The following is a 15596-nucleotide window of genomic DNA, read 5'->3' on the forward strand; positions in this document are numbered from 1 at the left end:
TATAAAACTTCATAGCATTTCTACATATTCCCCACAGCTTTTTACGCTAATATTTTATGTTCTCTTATAAAGTTACCTTACTGGTATTTAGTTTATAAGGAAGAGTATGAAACCATTAATCATAGGGGCGATAGCATTAAGCCTCAGTGCTTGTTCTGCGGTAACCATTCAGCCACGGGCAACAGCAAAAATAACGAGCCAAGCTAATTACGAAGATAGCCGCCCATTTTATTTATGGGGATTAGTGGGTGAGCAGCGGGTAGACGTAAAACAAATATGTTCAAATACACCGGTTATTCAAATGCAGTCACAGCAAACGTTTAGTGATGGAGCGCTGAGTTTAATTACGCTTGGAATATACTCGCCTCATACCATTAAAGTGTGGTGCCAAGAGCAAGTACTAGGGGAGACATTATGAGCATCAAGCTATTTGCAGCCGGTTGCACACTGATTATTTTAACGGGGTGTACAAATATTTACTTTGATAACGGCATGCAGAGCAAAGTAAGCAATAAGACGCTAAAAAGTTCACAGTGGCATCATAATTTTGCACTTGCGTTGTACGAGGGATCAGATCCGTTAGATTTAACAAAACATTGCCCACAAGGGGAGTGGCAAAGCGTTCATACGTATAAATCGTTTACTAATGGTTTAGCTGAGGTGGTTGTGAATCAAATTGGCCCAGCTTGGTACCCTAAAACAGTAGAAGTACAATGTAATAAGGTACCATTTAAAGCAAAACAGCTATAAAACAAGAAAAGGGCCAAAAGGCCCTTCATGTCGCAGCAAGTAACACATTCTTTCTTATAAATTAAAGTCTACAGAATAAGCAACGTAAGCTTTAATATCTGAGTCATCCATATCTGTATCAGATAAACCAAAAGTGAACCCATCTTTCGAAATTGATACACCGTAATCTAAGATATTATCATCGCCAATAAAGTCACCTGAGTAGTGGCCTAAGTGAAGTGCCATTTCAGTGCCGTTACTGCCAACAGCAAAACCGTAGTCAGCTGTCAGGTAAAGTGAATCACCAAAGTCTGTACCATCACCACTTGCAGCTGATGTTGCAAGTACTGAAGCACCAAATGTAAAGCCTTCAACACTGATGCTACCGTAAATTTCAGAGAAATCGGCGTCAGCTTCAGAAGCGGCATCTGGGTAAGCGTAATAAATATAGCCAACATCGTAGCTAACGCTTTCGTTAATGTCGCCACCAAAGCCTGCATATAAATCAAGCTCATAGGTCATTTCATCTGCCCACGATGCATTTGAAGCCCAAGTACCTGCATAAAAGCCCGATTCATTGGCGTAATCAATACCGCCTGAAATAGCTGCATCGCCCCCAGTTTGCTCTTGACCACGCCATAAGTAGTTTGATGTTGCCGCTGCGTTTGCTGTTACTTCAGCATGTACGGCTGTTGACGTTAAAGATGTTGCGCCCATTAATGCTATAGCACTTATAGCGATGGTTTTTTTTAGTTTTAGCATGTCCATTTCCCGTTATATGATTTTTTGCTCGCCAAGGTTTTTATTATGTATTCGGAACCTTTAGGCTGACGGCTTTTTATTGTTTAACTAACGGGATAATTGCACTGTATGTGCCAGCTTCATTATTTTTTATTAAAAATTATTTTTTATATATTAAAAACATGAGCTTGCATTTTATAGATTGAGAAGAGATATGGCATGTAGGAAGACGTTGCGCACACTGCTGGTGCATAAATTAACCTAGCCGCACCATATAAGTACGGCTAAATTAGAAGTTTTTAGCCAAATATAGTGCGCATAAGGCTAATTGTTTCGTTTACACTACGACCTTTTTGAACTTCACTCACAATTGAATCGCGCTTACTGCGAATGTGCTCAGGAATATCGTCAGCAGCAAGTGCGCGGTCTACTAAAATTTCTGCAGACTCTTTACCTCTACGCTGAGTTTTACCTGTCGTAGTTGTAGTTCGTTTAGGCTTACTTAACAGTTTGATGTAGTTAGAGTTATCTGGTGTTTTAGCATCAGCATAGTGAAAGAAACATGGGATTAGCGCTTTAATAGCAACTAATTGTTCTTCTAACTCATTACTAGGTTTAGCCATTTTGTACCATGACATAGCTTGAATACCTTTTACAATATCTTGCCAGTAACGCTCAAAATCACTATTTTTAAGTTTAGAAACACCAAGGGCACCGCATAATGCATCTAACCGATTGTTTGTGATCGGAGTAAATATATCAGGGCGACGCATTGCAAGCAGTCGTGTTGCAGGCGCAAGTGTTGGTTTTTCATTATTGTCGGTGAATATTTTTGAATAAGCAGCAACAAATTGTTGATATTCGTATTGAGTAATGTCACCTTCAAGTGGAATATTTACTAGTGCATCGTCAAAGGCACCTGGTAAATCGCCAAGCATTTGATGAAAGCTCTTCGCACTTTTTGTTGATGCAAACCATTCAACGTCAAAGTTATATGTGCTTGGATCAAGTGATGCCATGTGCTTACCGCTAAACGCAAGTAAATCTTCAGGAATCATATCTTTAAGAGATTGTTCACGAATGCTCTTAATGTAGTCTACTAAGCGAAGCTGTTCATCAAGAGCAATAACGTCTTTGTGTTGTTCTACAAATACACTTACTACAGGCCACGGAGCAATACGTAAAGTTTTAACCTGTAAAAAGCTGATAGCTGAAATAAGCTGATCGTGTAGCTTCTTAAGTACTGGTAATTGCTGCGGCTCTAGTAAATCGTAGTTCATACGATCTCTGCTTGCACTTAGCAATTCGTAACACCAAGGTAAAAAATCATCAGGGTGGTTTTCTACTTTCACGGCCATAAGGTTAAGGCTTAATTCTGAAGATTGCTTCAGAATGTTCTGATAGATTTGATTTTCTTGTTCGCCTAGCGTCATTTTTGACGGTGAAATTAGCAGTTTTTTCATGCCTTGTAGAATCTCCGGTTTAGATATATATTTTTTTGCTGGTCTATTTTAGCGCAATTACGCTAATAACAACAGCGCTGTCCTCCATACGTTGTAATTGAAGTAGCTAAATCGGCGTTTTTGCTAATAGAATGAGGCCAACGTTTTAACATGTATCAATCATTTTTATCTAGTACAAAGAGACTTTCAACTGAGGTATTAAAATGCTTTGCTATTTTTAGAGCAATTATTACCGAAGGGGTAAATCGTGCCGTTTCTACTGTGCTAATAGTCTTACGTGAAACCGCAATTAGATCAGCCAAGTCTTGTTGAGAAAGGCCTGCTTCTTTGCGGTATTTTGCAATTTTATTTTGCACTTTTGCTCCTAATCTTTGCTTTGCCAAAGAATTGATACGCCGTATATTAAACTCATTACAGCAAGGTAAAATGTAGCCATCATGCTGTGAGATACTTCTAAAGCAAGAGTATCGGAGAGTAAGTACACGCCACCCATACTAAAAAGTAAGCCAAGCACGACATGTTTATAGGCAATAGTGTCGATGGTATTTAAATACTCATCTTTATATGTAAGGTGGTATTTCATTCTCCATGTAAACCCGCCTCTGATCACAAACATAAAGAATGAACCTAAAAAAGCAGCAGTTCCTAAAAACAATAGTGGGGCTGATGTATGATTAAGCATTGGGTAAACACTAATGATTAATAAAGTGACCCCCATGAATAATGAAATCCATGCATTTTGGCCCATAAATTTTTCTTCACTTTTAATATCGTAATTAGACATAGCTCATTTCCTTTTAAAATTTTTACAATATGTAACCTATAGGTATCAATGTAACCTTAAGGTTTCATTGGGTCAATATTTATTTGTAACCTAAAGGTATCAAAATGTTTCAGGGGCGATTCAGGATAGGAATGTAATATCTAATAAAAAGCTTTTTTATCAGAACGACAATGATTTTAAGGCTAACACTCGCTATGATAAGAACATTATTTGCACGTTTGAAAGGACGATCATGAAAACCTTACTTAAAATTGTAGGTGTAATACTTTTACTATGTATAGCACTAATTGTTGCCGCACCGTTTCTAATCCCTACTGATACTATTTTTAACAAAGTTTCAGAACAGGTAGAACAAACAACTGGGCGCACTCTTACCATTAAAGGTGATAAAACACTTAGCGTATTCCCTGCATTAAAGTTAGAACTTAACGACGTGCATTTTGCAAATATGGAATCAGGTTCGCGCGCCGATATGGCGAGTATGAAACAGCTTGCTGTACACATACCTTGGTTTTCATTATTTGGTGGTGAGTTTAAATTAGATAAGTTTGTTATAAACGAACCAAATATCCTATTAGAAACCGACAAAAATGGTAAAGCCAATTGGCAGTTGTTTGATGCAGTTGCAGAGCAACCAAAAGAGCAGAGCCAATCAGGTGAAGCGATTAAGCTTCCAGATAACTTTGATATTGAGTTAGGTGAAGTTGCTATTTATGGCGGCACATTTACTTATCTAGATGGTCAAACAGGTGCCAAACAACAAATTAGCGATTTAGAACTCGCTATTTTACTTCCTTCACTTCGTAAAACATTAGAAGTAAAAGGGGGTATTACTTATATGCAAGAGCGTTTTGATCTTGATATAAAATTAGATACTCCTGCTAAAGCAATTGAAGGTGCTACTTTTAATGTTAAACAAACCTTAGATTCTCGTTTAGTTGATTTAACGTTCGAAGGGAGCATAGCTAAGCAAGGCCAAGATATTAAAGGTCAGTTAGCACTAAGCGGTGAGTCTGTTAAAAGTATTGCGAAATGGCAAGGTGTAGAGCTAGACGCTAAAGACAATGCATTTAACGGATTTAGTGTAAACGGTAAAATGCACCTACTAGGTGAGAAATTTAATCTAGAAGATTTAGTTGCGACGTTAGACGCATTAGAAATAAAAGGTAAGAGCGAGCTTAACCTAGGTAAGCGTTTAGCAGTAAATGCTGATATTGATTTAGGTATGCTTGACTTAAACCCGTATTTACCTGAAGCAGTGGCAAAACAAGAAGAGCCAGAAGAGCAAGAAGATAAACCTGCAGAGCCAATAGTATGGGATGACACTAAAATTGATTTAAGTGCATTAAATTCACTAGATGCAAATGTAGTGATTCGTTCAAGTGGATTAAAAGCAAATGATATTAAATTAGGCGCAAATCAATTTACTGTTGCTTTAAAAAATAGCGTTGCAAAACTAAGCCTAGATAGCTTTTCTGCTTATGAAGGGTCAGGTAAAGGCGTTATCAATATAAACGCACAGCAAGTACCTTATAAAATATCAACTAACTTTGACTTAGCTGGAATAGATGCACAGCCTTTATTAACGGATGCGGCAGGTTTTGACAAGCTAATGGGTAAAGGGTCTTTAAATTGGAACCTAAACACAACTGGCCAAAGTCAAAAGTCGTTTATTGGTGCGCTTAATGGAAAGCTTGGATTTGAGTTTGCTGATGGAGCTGTAAAAGGTGCAAATATAGCTGAGATGGTTCGTAAAGGTAAGGAACTTATTTCAGGTAACTTTGGTGCTGCATCTGAAGGGCTTGATACCGGATTTGAAGAATCTGAGCAAACAGATTTTTCAGCATTAACTGGAAGTTTTAACTTTACTAATGGCGTTGGCAAAAATACCGACCTATCACTTATCAGCCCACTTATTAGAATATCAGGTGAAGGCGACGTTGATTTACCGCAAACAACGGTCAACTATCGTTTGGTTACAGGTATAGTTGGATCTATCGAAGGTCAGGGAACTACCGATGACAGCACTGGCTTTAAAATACCACTACGTATAAAAGGGCCTTTCCACGATGTAGGTATAAAGCTAGATGTTGGTGATGCGCTCAAAGATGAAGCTAAGCAGAAGGTCGATGAGGCAAAAGAAAAAGCCAAAGACAAAGCAAAAGATAAAATTAAAGATAAATTAAAAGGTTTATTTGGTTAATTTATTATACTTTAAACAAACAAGGCACATTACAGGTGCCTTGTTTGTTTTGTAACCACCTGTAAAATAGCTACATAGCCGTAATTACTCAGCTTTAATTTCCCATCACTCCAAATTAATTAAAAAATAACCTATCGCTACCCCCTCAATGCTGGTACAATTGCCCGCCCTTAAGAGACAACTCGTTTGTTTTTGAGTGGGATTTAATCGAAATGTCTTGATTTTAAACAAATTTAAGACACGTTGTAATTACTACACCGGAGGTCATTAACATGATCCAAATGCAAACTCAGCTGGAAGTTGCTGATAACAGCGGCGCTCGCAAAGTGCAGTGTATAAAAGTCCTTGGTGGTTCTCACCGTCGCTACGCAGCGATTGGCGACATCATTAAAGTTTCTGTAAAAGAAGCTATTCCTCGCGGTAAAGTGAAGAAAGGTGATGTTAAAAACGCGGTAGTTGTGCGTACCAGAAAAGGTGTTCGCCGTCCAGATGGTTCTCTGATCCGTTTTGACAGCAACGCTGCTGTTATCTTAAATGATAACTTACAGCCAATTGGTACACGTATTTTCGGCCCTGTGACTCGCGAACTTCGTAATGATAAGTTCATGAAAATCGTTTCACTAGCCCCAGAAGTACTGTAAGGAGCCAATCATGGCAGCAAAAATACGTCGTGATGACGAAGTAATCGTACTAGCAGGTAAAGACAAAGGTAAGCGCGGAAAAGTGCTTTCAGTTGTTACTGAATCTGGTCGAATCTTTGTCGAAGGCATAAACTTGATCAAGAAACACCAAAAGCCGGTTCCACAATTGAACCAAGCTGGCGGCATTGTTGAGAAAGAAGCATCTATGGATGCATCAAACGTTGCGATCTTCAACTCGGAAACGAGTAAAGCTGATCGTGTAGGTTTCAAGATTGAAGATGGTAAGAAATTACGTATCTTTAAATCTACTGGTAAAACTATCTAATAGTTGGAGTAGAATGATGGCGAAACTGCATGAAGTATATAAAGACAAAGTAGTTGCTGAACTTCAAGAGAAGTTTGGTTTCAGCTCTGTCATGCAAGTCCCTCAGATCGAAAAGATCACATTGAATATGGGCGTGGGCGAAGCCCTAGCTGACAAGAAGATTTTAGATAACGCAGTAGCGGATCTAGCAGCAATCTCTGGTCAGAAACCTTTAATCACTAAAGCACGCAAATCTGTTGCTGGCTTTAAAGTGCGTGAAGGCTACCCGATTGGTTGTAAAGTAACCCTACGCGGCGAGCGTATGTGGGACTTTTTTGAGCGTTTGGTATCAATCGCTATCCCACGTATTCGTGACTTCCGTGGCGTAAGTGCAAAGTCTTTTGATGGACGTGGCAACTACAGCATGGGCGTACGTGAACAAATCATCTTCCCAGAAATCGATTACGATAAAGTAGACCGTGTACGCGGTATGGATATTACTATCACTACTTCTGCGAAATCTGATGAGGAAGGCCGTGCGTTGTTAGAAGCGTTTAACTTCCCATTTAAGAAATAAGGGTAGGGTTATGGCAAAGAATTCTATGAAAGCGCGCGAAGCAAAGCGCACAAAACTAGTTGCTCAGTACGCTGAAAAGCGCGCTGCACTAAAAGCTATCATCAGTGATGTTAACACATCTGAAGATGATCGTTGGGACGCGGTACTTAAGCTACAAGCTTTACCACGTGATTCTAGCCCTGCACGTCAACGTAATCGTTGTAACATTACGGGCCGCCCACATGGTTTCCTTCGCAAATTCGGCATGAGCCGTATTAAAGTTCGCGAAGCAGCTATGCGCGGTGAAATTCCTGGCCTTAAAAAGGCTAGCTGGTAATAGAATCATGGGAGTAAGACTATGAGCTTGCAAGATCCTATCGCGGATTTGTTCACACGAATTCGTAACGGTCAATCAGCGAAGAAAGTATCTGTAACGATGCCAACTTCAAAGCTGAAAGTAGCATTAGCTAAAGTACTAAAAGACGAAGGTTATATCGTAGATTTCGCTGTTAACGGCGAAACTAAACCTGAGCTTTCTATCGAGTTGAAGTACTTCGAAGGCAAAGCTGTAATTGAAAATATCCAGCGTGTAAGTCGCCCTGGTTTACGTATCTATAAGAAACGTGACCAATTACCTAAGGTAATGGGTGGTCTTGGTATCGCTATCGTATCAACTTCTAAAGGCCTAATGACAGACCGCGCAGCACGTAGTGCTGGTGTTGGTGGTGAAATCATTGGTTTTGTAGCTTAATCGGAGGGGAACTATGTCTCGCATAGCAAAGGCACCAATTACTGTTCCTGCCGGTGTAGAAGTTACATTAAAAGGCCAGGAAATCACAGTTAAAGGCAAAAACGGTGAACTTACTCGTACAATCAACAACGCTGTTGAAGTACAAGTTAATGACAACGTTATTACTACTTTACCTCGTGATGGCGTAGCTAATGCATGGGCTCAAGCAGGTACTGCTCGCGCTCTAATCAACAACATGGTTGTTGGTACGCATGAAGGTTACGAGAAGAAACTTCAGTTAGTAGGCGTGGGTTACCGTGCTGCAGCGAAGGGTAAAACATTAGATTTAACTCTTGGCTTCTCACACCCAGTTAATTTCGCAGTTCCTGAAGGAATTACGATTGAAACTCCAAGCCAAACAGAAGTTCTAGTTAAGGGCGTAGACAAGCAGTTAGTTGGTCAAACAGCTGCTAACATTCGTGCATACCGTAAACCTGAGCCTTATAAAGGTAAGGGTGTTCGTTATTCAGATGAGAATGTACGCCGTAAAGAGGCTAAGAAGAAGTAAGGTAAGACGATGGATAAAAAAACAGCTCGTCTACGTCGTGCTAAACGCACTCGTAGAAATTATATTGAACAAGGCACAACGCGTCTTGTTATCCACCGCACGCCACGTCACATATACGCTCAAGTTGTAAATGCTGAGGGTAATGTACTGGCTGCTGCTTCTACTGTTGAAAAGGCTATTAGCGAAACAGTTAAAGGCACCGGTAACGTTGAAGCTGCGCAAGCAGTTGGCAAAGCGGTTGCTGAACGTGCGGCTGACAAAGGCATCGAAAAGATTGCTTTTGATCGCAGTGGCTTTAAATATCACGGCCGTGTGAAGGCGCTAGCTGATGCTGCGCGTGAAGCCGGTTTGCAATTCTAGGAGTAGACTATGGCTAACGTAGAAGCAAAGCAACAACAGCCTGATCTAGCTGAAAAGCTAATCGCGGTGAACCGTGTGTCTAAAGTAGTTAAAGGTGGTCGTATCTTTAGCTTTACTGCACTAACTGTAGTTGGTGACGGCGCAGGTAAAGTAGGTTTTGGTTATGGTAAAGCACGTGAAGTTCCAGCTGCTATTCAAAAAGCAATGGAAAAAGCACGTCGCAACATGATCAATGTAGACCTAAATGGCAATACATTACAGCATCCTGTTAAGGGACGTCATGCTGGCTCACTAGTGTTCATGAAACCAGCCTCTGAAGGTACTGGTATCATCGCAGGTGGTGCTATGCGTGCAGTACTAGAAGTGACTGGTGTTCAGAACGTACTTTCTAAATGTTACGGTTCTACTAACCCAATCAACGTAGTGCGTGCAACGATTTCGGCTCTTGAGAATATGAATTCTCCACAGTCAATCGCTGCAAAACGTGGCCTTCGCGTAGACGAAATACTGGGGTAACCATGGCAAATCAAACTGTAAAAGTAACACAAGTAAAAAGCTCTATCGGTCGTTTACCGAAACATAAAGCTACATTACGCGGTCTTGGTTTACGTCGTATCAACCACACTGTTGAGTTAGAAGACACAGCATGTGTACGTGGTATGATAAACAAGGTTTCTTACATGGTTAAGGTAGAGGGTTAATTCGATGCATTTGAATACACTTTCACCTGCTGCAGGTTCAAAAACTGCTCCAAAACGTGTTGGTCGTGGTATCGGTTCTGGTCTAGGTAAGACTGGTGGTCGTGGTCACAAAGGTCAAAAATCACGTTCTGGCGGCAAAGTACGCGTTGGTTTTGAAGGCGGTCAAATGCCTATGCAACGTCGTCTACCTAAATTTGGTTTTACTTCTCGCAAATCTTTAGTATCTGCAGAAATAAACCTTTTTGAAATCGCTAAAGTTGAAGGCGATGTGGTAGACCTAAGCGCGTTACAAGCAGCTGGTCTAGTTAAAAAGAACGTTCTTTTCGTTAAAGTTGTTAAATCTGGCGAAGTTTCACGCGCTGTTACCGTTAAAGGCCTTAAAGCCTCTAAAGGTGCTCGCGAAGCTATTGAAGCTGCCGGAGGCAAGGTAGAAGACTAAGGAAGTACTAATGGCTAAACCAGGTCAAGATACAAAAAGTGCACAAGGTGGACTTTCGGAATTGAAGCGCCGATTACTCTTCGTATTGGGTGCTATCATAATTTACCGTCTAGGTTCATTTGTGCCGATCCCTGGGATTGACGCCGCTGTACTTGCCGATTTCTTCGAGCAACAAAAGGGCACCATTGTTGAAATGTTCAACATGTTCAGTGGTGGTGCACTTGAGCGAGCTTCAGTGTTAGCACTGGGTATTATGCCGTATATCTCGGCTTCGATTATTACGCAACTATTAACGCATATGTATCCTCCGTTTATAGAGCTTAAGAAAGAAGGTGAGCAAGGGCGTAAAAAAATTAGCCAGTACACACGCTATGGCACGCTTGTGCTAGCTACTATTCAATCAATCGGTATTGCTACTAGCTTACCGGGCATGATGGAGGGGTTAGTTGTTAACCCTGGTATGGGTTTCTATTTCACCGCTGTGGTGAGTTTAGTTACTGGTACTATGTTCCTTATGTGGTTGGGTGAACAAATAACAGAACGTGGTATCGGTAACGGTATCTCTGTTCTAATATTTGTTGGTATTGTAGCTAACTTGCCGTCTGCTATTGGTTCGACAGTCGAAATGGCGCGCCAAGGTGATTTGAATGTTTTTGTACTGTTGATGGTTGCGGTAATCGTATTCGCTGTTACTTATCTTGTAGTGTTTTTCGAACGTGGACAACGTCGTATTGTTGTTAACTACGCTAAACGCCAACAAGGTCGTCAAGTATTTGCTGCCCAAAGCACGCATTTACCACTAAAAGTAAATATGGCGGGTGTTATTCCACCAATCTTCGCTAGCAGTATAATTCTGTTCCCTGGTACAATTGCTAGCTGGTTCGGCCAAGGTGAAGGTCCAGTCGCTGATGTATTACAAGCTGTTGCTACTACGTTGACTCCAGGTCAACCGTTGTACTCGCTTGTTTTAGCTGCGGCTATTATCTTCTTCTGCTTTTTCTACACAGCGTTGGTTTTTAACCCACGTGAAACAGCAGATAACCTTAAGAAATCTGGCGCATTTATCCCAGGTATTCGTCCAGGTGAGCAGACATCTAAATACATTGATAAAGTGATGACACGCCTGACATTGGCAGGTGCTTTGTATATAACCTTTATCTGTCTGGTGCCTGAATTCATGACGATGGCGTGGCAAACGCCATTCTATTTCGGCGGTACATCAGTTTTGATTATCGTTGTAGTAATCATGGACTTTATGGCACAAGTACAGACTCACCTGATGTCTCATCAGTATGATTCTGTGCTGAAAAAAGCGAACCTTAAAGGCTACGGTCGATAAGGTCAGTTTACGGAGTTGAGCAATGAAAGTACGTGCTTCCGTTAAGAAAATATGCCGTAACTGTAAAGTTATTAAACGTGCTGGTGTAGTACGCGTAATTTGCAGTGAGCCTAAGCATAAGCAAAGGCAAGGCTAAGTAAACAGTCGTGCAGGCTGAGTTTTCTCGGCCTGTGTTTTTAGTAGTGATTTGGTCTTCGTTTGAGTATCCTTACGGGCTTTTCAAACTTTTGATTACCAAATTCGAATATAGGAGATGTGTTAGTGGCCCGTATTGCTGGCATTAACGTCCCTGATCATAAACATGCAGTTATTGGTTTAACAGCTATTTATGGCATAGGTAAGACTCGCTCTAAGGCTATCTTAGAAGCGACTGGTATCGCCGAAACCACAAAAATCGGTGAACTTTCAGACGAAATTCTTGACGTACTGCGTGATGCAGTTGGCAAGTACACTGTTGAAGGTGATCTTCGTCGTGAAGTTACTTTAAATATCAAGCGCCTAATGGACCTTGGTTGTTATCGTGGCCTACGTCACCGTCGCTCTTTACCACTACGTGGTCAAAGAACTAAGACTAACGCGCGCACCCGTAAGGGTCCTCGTAAGCCTATTAAGCGATAAGGGGATAGTATTATGGCTAAGACACCAATTCGTCGTAAAAAGGTTAAAAAACAAGTTGCTGATGGTATGGCTCATGTTCATGCGTCTTTCAACAACACTATTGTAACGATTACCGACCGTCAAGGTAATGCACTATCATGGGCTACTGCCGGTGGTTCAGGTTTCCGTGGTTCACGTAAATCTACACCATTTGCTGCTCAGGTTGCTGCAGAGCGTGCAGGTACTGCTGCTCAAGAATACGGTTTAAAAAATCTAGAAGTTTTCATTAAAGGTCCAGGTCCAGGTCGTGAATCTGCTGTACGTGCTTTGAATGCTGCTGGTTACCGTATTACCAACATTACTGACGTGACGCCAATACCACATAATGGTTGTCGTCCACCGAAGAAACGTCGCGTTTAACAATAGGTTAGGAGAAATAACATGGCAAGATATTTGGGCCCTAAGCTCAAGCTGAGTCGTCGTGAAGGTACTGACCTGTTCCTTAAGAGCGGCGTAAGAGCTATCGACTCTAAGTGTAAACTTGAGACTGCACCTGGTCAGCACGGCGCTCGTAAAGGTCGCTTATCTGATTACGGTTTACAATTACGTGAAAAGCAAAAAGTACGTCGTATCTACGGTGTATTAGAAAAGCAATTCCGTAACTACTACAAAGAAGCTGCTCGCCTTAAAGGCAACACAGGTGAAAACTTGTTACAGCTTTTAGAGCAACGTTTAGACAATGTTGTATATCGCATGGGTTTTGCTAGCACACGTGCAGAAGCACGTCAGTTAGTAAGCCATAAAGCGATTTTAGTTAATGGTCGTGTTGTGAACATTCCTTCATACGTAATTACTCCAGAAGATACTGTTGTAATCCGTGAGAAGTCTAAGACGCAAGCACGTATCATCGCTGCTCTAGAGTTGGCTGAGCAACGTGAAAAGCCGACTTGGGTTGAAGTTGACGGTAAGAAATTGGAAGGCAGCTTTAAGCGTCTACCTGAGCGTTCAGACCTGTCTGCGGACATTAATGAACAACTAATCGTCGAACTTTACTCTAAGTAAAGTTAAGAGTTAAGAGAGGATAAAATGCAGGGTTCTGTTACAGAATTTCTAAAACCAAGGTTAGTCGACATCGACGCTATCAACCCAACGCGTTCTAAAATAGTTTTAGAACCATTAGAGCGTGGCTTTGGTCATACTCTGGGTAATGCTTTACGCCGTATATTACTTTCATCTATGCCTGGATGTGCAGTAACTGAAGTTGAAATCGACGGTGTATTACATGAGTACAGCGCGAAAGAAGGCGTTCAAGAAGACATCATTGAAATACTATTAAACCTTAAAGGTTTAGCAGTAACGTTAGAAGGCAAAGATGAAGTTTTTCTGACCCTGACTAAATCTGGTGTAGGCCCTGTTACTGCGGCTGATATTCAGCACGATGGCGATGTAACAATTGCTAATCCAGATCACGTTATTTGTAATTTAACTACAAATAACAGCGAGATCAGCATGCGTATTCGTGTTGAACGTGGTCGTGGTTATGTGCCGGCATCTAGTCGTTTATCCTCTGATGACGATGAGCGTCCAATTGGTAGATTGTTGCTTGATGCATCATTTAGCCCAGTTGAACGTATTGCGTACTCGGTTGAATCAGCTCGAGTTGAGCAACGTACAGATTTAGACAAGTTAATCATTGATATGGAAACAAACGGCACTTTAGATCCAGAAGAAGCGATCCGCCGTGCGTCTACTATCTTAGCTGAGCAATTAGATGCATTCGTAGATTTACGTGATGTAACTGAGCCAGAAGAGAAAGAAGAGAAGCCAGAATTCGATCCTATTCTACTTCGTCCAGTTGATGATCTTGAATTAACAGTACGCTCAGCAAATTGTTTGAAAGCCGAGCAAATTCAATATATCGGTGATTTAGTTCAGCGCACTGAAGTTGAGCTTCTTAAAACGCCTAATTTAGGTAAGAAGTCTCTAACTGAAATTAAAGACGTGCTAGCTTCACGTGGACTTTCTCTAGGCATGCGCCTAGAAAATTGGCCACCTGCAAGCTTAGCTGAATAATCTAAATCACTATATTAGTTTAGTTAGAAGGATAGGGTCATGCGCCATCGTAAGAGTGGTCGTCAATTAAACCGTAACAGTAGCCATCGTAAAGCGATGTTTAGCAATATGGCAGGTTCTTTGGTGAAACATGAAATCATCAAAACTACTTTGCCAAAAGCGAAAGAGTTACGTCGTGTAATTGAACCTTTAATCACACTGGCTAAGACTGACAGTGTAGCAAATCGCCGTTTAGCGTTTGCTCGCACGCGTGATAATGAAGTTGTTGGTAAATTATTCAGTGAAATCGGTCCACGTAACGCGGATCGTCCAGGTGGTTACACTCGTATTCTTAAGTGTGGCTTCCGTACTGGTGATAATGCACCAATGGCTTATATTGAACTAGTTGGTCGCCCAGCGACTAGCGAAGCAGTTCAAGAAGACGCACAGTCTGCAGAGTAAGTCTTAAAGAAACCTAAAAGCCGAGCTTATGCTCGGCTTTTTCTTGCCTAAAATTTGTCAAACTATATGAACCAGTAATTACCTTCTATTATGAGCATCGACTCATAGATTCTGAATCGATAGGTTGTTTTTACAGTTATTTTAATAGCTCTGCCTAGTTATCCTTTACTTACCATCGATCCAAAATAGCCTATCCGGTTTTAGTTAAAGAGCATTTTTACTTTATATAGTGATTTACCGTTATTAATAATAGCACTTCGAATTTAACTACCATTAAGCAATCCCTAACGAAGTTTTTATTGATTAGAGCTGATCAGAAGATATAAGGGTCGCTCTCTTATCTATATACCGGTACTAAGAACCTCATAGTAAAGCTAACCATTGGGGCCTTAGTAAACTCACTTCTCAAATAAAAATATAGCCCAATGAATTTAAATCTCAGCTTTTGACTATTTCAAATGATTTTAGTAACACGACTCTTAACTTATTGGTTGGCTTTTTCAGCATTGATGATCCAAATATGTCTCTACTGATCACTAGTTACCATAACTTTGACTTTAAATAGCTCTATAAACCTCTCAATACAGGTGGTTTAGTTGTGTTTTTGAGCGTTTAGCTCAAATACTCAGCGAACAGCACATTATTTCAAGTTTTCTTCAAAAAAGGGTTGATCTGTTTTCGGATCTCCCTATAATGCGACCCCACTGAGACGGGATATGGCGACGCGCAGCGGACGAAGCATAGCGAGGCACGAACTACTCAGAGAGTTAAATAAAACTTCGGTTTTAAATCTTCTAAAAAGAAATTTTAAAACAAAGTGTTGACTCGAAAAATAAAGGGTGTATTATTCGCATCCCTTGAGACGCTAAAGCGACTCAAAACGTTCTTTAACAATATAAAGCAATCATCTGTGTGGGCACTCGTACA

The 15596-nt window shown here is 40.8% G+C and carries 24 protein-coding genes; 20 read left to right on the plus strand and 4 right to left on the minus strand.

Annotated features, from left to right (window positions below; translation table 11 throughout):
* The first annotated feature begins 106 nt into the window (after window positions 1-106).
* Window positions 107-418, plus strand: a complete 312-nt coding sequence (locus I6F10_RS13590) for a Bor family protein (protein WP_165744191.1) — start codon at window positions 107-109, stop codon at window positions 416-418.
* A complete protein-coding gene (locus I6F10_RS13595) occupies window positions 415-750 on the plus strand; it encodes a Bor/Iss family lipoprotein (RefSeq protein ID WP_165744190.1) in 336 nt (111 codons plus the stop codon). Before I6F10_RS13590 ends, I6F10_RS13595 begins: the two co-directional genes overlap by 4 nt.
* 54 nt (window positions 751-804) lie before the next feature.
* Here the strand turns inward: I6F10_RS13595 and I6F10_RS13600 are convergent, their stop codons facing one another.
* The 4 genes from I6F10_RS13600 to I6F10_RS13615 form a co-directional block, all read right to left on the minus strand.
* A complete protein-coding gene (locus I6F10_RS13600) occupies window positions 805-1491 on the minus strand; it encodes a TorF family putative porin (protein ID WP_024591363.1) in 687 nt (228 codons plus the stop codon).
* A 278-nt stretch (window positions 1492-1769) separates the two neighbouring features.
* The gene (locus I6F10_RS13605; RefSeq protein ID WP_024606326.1) at window positions 1770-2933 is read right to left on the minus strand and encodes a hypothetical protein; all 1164 of its coding nucleotides are present in this window, start codon (window positions 2931-2933) and stop codon (window positions 1770-1772) included.
* A gap of 155 nt (window positions 2934-3088) precedes the next feature.
* Window positions 3089-3289: a helix-turn-helix transcriptional regulator gene (locus I6F10_RS13610; RefSeq protein ID WP_002959505.1), complete on the minus strand. Its 201-nt coding sequence runs from the start codon at window positions 3287-3289 to the stop codon at window positions 3089-3091.
* Window positions 3290-3297: 8 nt separating this feature from the next.
* Window positions 3298-3717 carry a hypothetical protein gene (locus I6F10_RS13615; RefSeq protein WP_165744188.1) on the minus strand — a complete coding sequence of 140 codons (420 nt, stop codon included), beginning with the start codon at window positions 3715-3717 and terminating at the stop codon, window positions 3298-3300.
* A 232-nt stretch (window positions 3718-3949) separates the two neighbouring features.
* Between I6F10_RS13615 and I6F10_RS13620 the strand changes: the two genes are divergently transcribed.
* From I6F10_RS13620 to rplQ, 18 genes are all read left to right on the plus strand, one after another.
* On the plus strand, window positions 3950-5920 hold the full coding sequence (locus tag I6F10_RS13620) for an AsmA family protein (RefSeq protein WP_197098985.1): 1971 nt from the start codon (window positions 3950-3952) through the stop codon (window positions 5918-5920).
* A 272-nt stretch (window positions 5921-6192) separates the two neighbouring features.
* Window positions 6193-6561, plus strand: coding sequence for a 50S ribosomal protein L14 (gene rplN / locus I6F10_RS13625; protein ID WP_002959498.1), 369 nt, complete (start codon window positions 6193-6195; stop codon window positions 6559-6561).
* A gap of 10 nt (window positions 6562-6571) precedes the next feature.
* Window positions 6572-6886, plus strand: coding sequence for a 50S ribosomal protein L24 (gene rplX, locus I6F10_RS13630; protein ID WP_002959496.1), 315 nt, complete (start codon window positions 6572-6574; stop codon window positions 6884-6886).
* Window positions 6887-6902: 16 nt separating this feature from the next.
* Entirely contained in the window at window positions 6903-7442 is a 540-nt protein-coding gene (gene rplE, locus I6F10_RS13635; protein ID WP_010554915.1) for a 50S ribosomal protein L5, read from the plus strand.
* 10 nt (window positions 7443-7452) lie between these two features.
* Window positions 7453-7758 (plus strand): 30S ribosomal protein S14, encoded by a 306-nt coding sequence (gene rpsN / locus I6F10_RS13640; RefSeq protein WP_006794245.1) that lies wholly within the window; start codon window positions 7453-7455, stop codon window positions 7756-7758.
* A gap of 21 nt (window positions 7759-7779) precedes the next feature.
* The gene (gene rpsH / locus I6F10_RS13645) at window positions 7780-8172 is read left to right on the plus strand and encodes a 30S ribosomal protein S8 (RefSeq protein ID WP_002959491.1); all 393 of its coding nucleotides are present in this window, start codon (window positions 7780-7782) and stop codon (window positions 8170-8172) included.
* A 13-nt stretch (window positions 8173-8185) separates the two neighbouring features.
* Window positions 8186-8719, plus strand: a complete 534-nt coding sequence (gene rplF, locus I6F10_RS13650; RefSeq protein WP_002959488.1) for a 50S ribosomal protein L6 — start codon at window positions 8186-8188, stop codon at window positions 8717-8719.
* A 9-nt stretch (window positions 8720-8728) separates the two neighbouring features.
* Window positions 8729-9079 carry a 50S ribosomal protein L18 gene (gene rplR, locus I6F10_RS13655; RefSeq protein WP_002959486.1) on the plus strand — a complete coding sequence of 117 codons (351 nt, stop codon included), beginning with the start codon at window positions 8729-8731 and terminating at the stop codon, window positions 9077-9079.
* Between the two features lie 9 nt (window positions 9080-9088).
* On the plus strand, window positions 9089-9595 hold the full coding sequence (gene rpsE, locus I6F10_RS13660) for a 30S ribosomal protein S5 (protein ID WP_002959485.1): 507 nt from the start codon (window positions 9089-9091) through the stop codon (window positions 9593-9595).
* A 2-nt stretch (window positions 9596-9597) separates the two neighbouring features.
* Window positions 9598-9780, plus strand: a complete 183-nt coding sequence (gene rpmD, locus I6F10_RS13665) for a 50S ribosomal protein L30 (protein WP_002959482.1) — start codon at window positions 9598-9600, stop codon at window positions 9778-9780.
* A 4-nt stretch (window positions 9781-9784) separates the two neighbouring features.
* Window positions 9785-10219, plus strand: a complete 435-nt coding sequence (gene rplO / locus I6F10_RS13670) for a 50S ribosomal protein L15 (RefSeq protein WP_002959480.1) — start codon at window positions 9785-9787, stop codon at window positions 10217-10219.
* Between the two features lie 10 nt (window positions 10220-10229).
* Window positions 10230-11558, plus strand: coding sequence for a preprotein translocase subunit SecY (gene secY, locus I6F10_RS13675; protein ID WP_002959478.1), 1329 nt, complete (start codon window positions 10230-10232; stop codon window positions 11556-11558).
* Between the two features lie 22 nt (window positions 11559-11580).
* Window positions 11581-11694: a 50S ribosomal protein L36 gene (gene rpmJ, locus I6F10_RS13680; protein ID WP_002959476.1), complete on the plus strand. Its 114-nt coding sequence runs from the start codon at window positions 11581-11583 to the stop codon at window positions 11692-11694.
* 125 nt (window positions 11695-11819) lie between these two features.
* Window positions 11820-12176 (plus strand): 30S ribosomal protein S13, encoded by a 357-nt coding sequence (gene rpsM / locus I6F10_RS13685; protein WP_002959473.1) that lies wholly within the window; start codon window positions 11820-11822, stop codon window positions 12174-12176.
* Window positions 12177-12188: 12 nt separating this feature from the next.
* On the plus strand, window positions 12189-12575 hold the full coding sequence (gene rpsK / locus I6F10_RS13690) for a 30S ribosomal protein S11 (RefSeq protein WP_002959471.1): 387 nt from the start codon (window positions 12189-12191) through the stop codon (window positions 12573-12575).
* 21 nt (window positions 12576-12596) lie between these two features.
* Complete coding sequence (gene rpsD, locus I6F10_RS13695) at window positions 12597-13217, plus strand: 30S ribosomal protein S4 (protein ID WP_002959461.1); 621 nt, start codon at window positions 12597-12599, stop codon at window positions 13215-13217.
* Between the two features lie 24 nt (window positions 13218-13241).
* Window positions 13242-14228: a DNA-directed RNA polymerase subunit alpha gene (locus I6F10_RS13700; RefSeq protein WP_002959452.1), complete on the plus strand. Its 987-nt coding sequence runs from the start codon at window positions 13242-13244 to the stop codon at window positions 14226-14228.
* A 39-nt stretch (window positions 14229-14267) separates the two neighbouring features.
* Window positions 14268-14669: a 50S ribosomal protein L17 gene (gene rplQ / locus I6F10_RS13705; protein WP_002959450.1), complete on the plus strand. Its 402-nt coding sequence runs from the start codon at window positions 14268-14270 to the stop codon at window positions 14667-14669.
* Window positions 14670-15596 lie beyond the last annotated feature (927 nt).

It is taken from the genome of Pseudoalteromonas sp. SWYJZ98 (genome assembly GCF_015864495.1).
GTDB lineage: Bacteria > Pseudomonadota > Gammaproteobacteria > Enterobacterales > Alteromonadaceae > Pseudoalteromonas > Pseudoalteromonas distincta.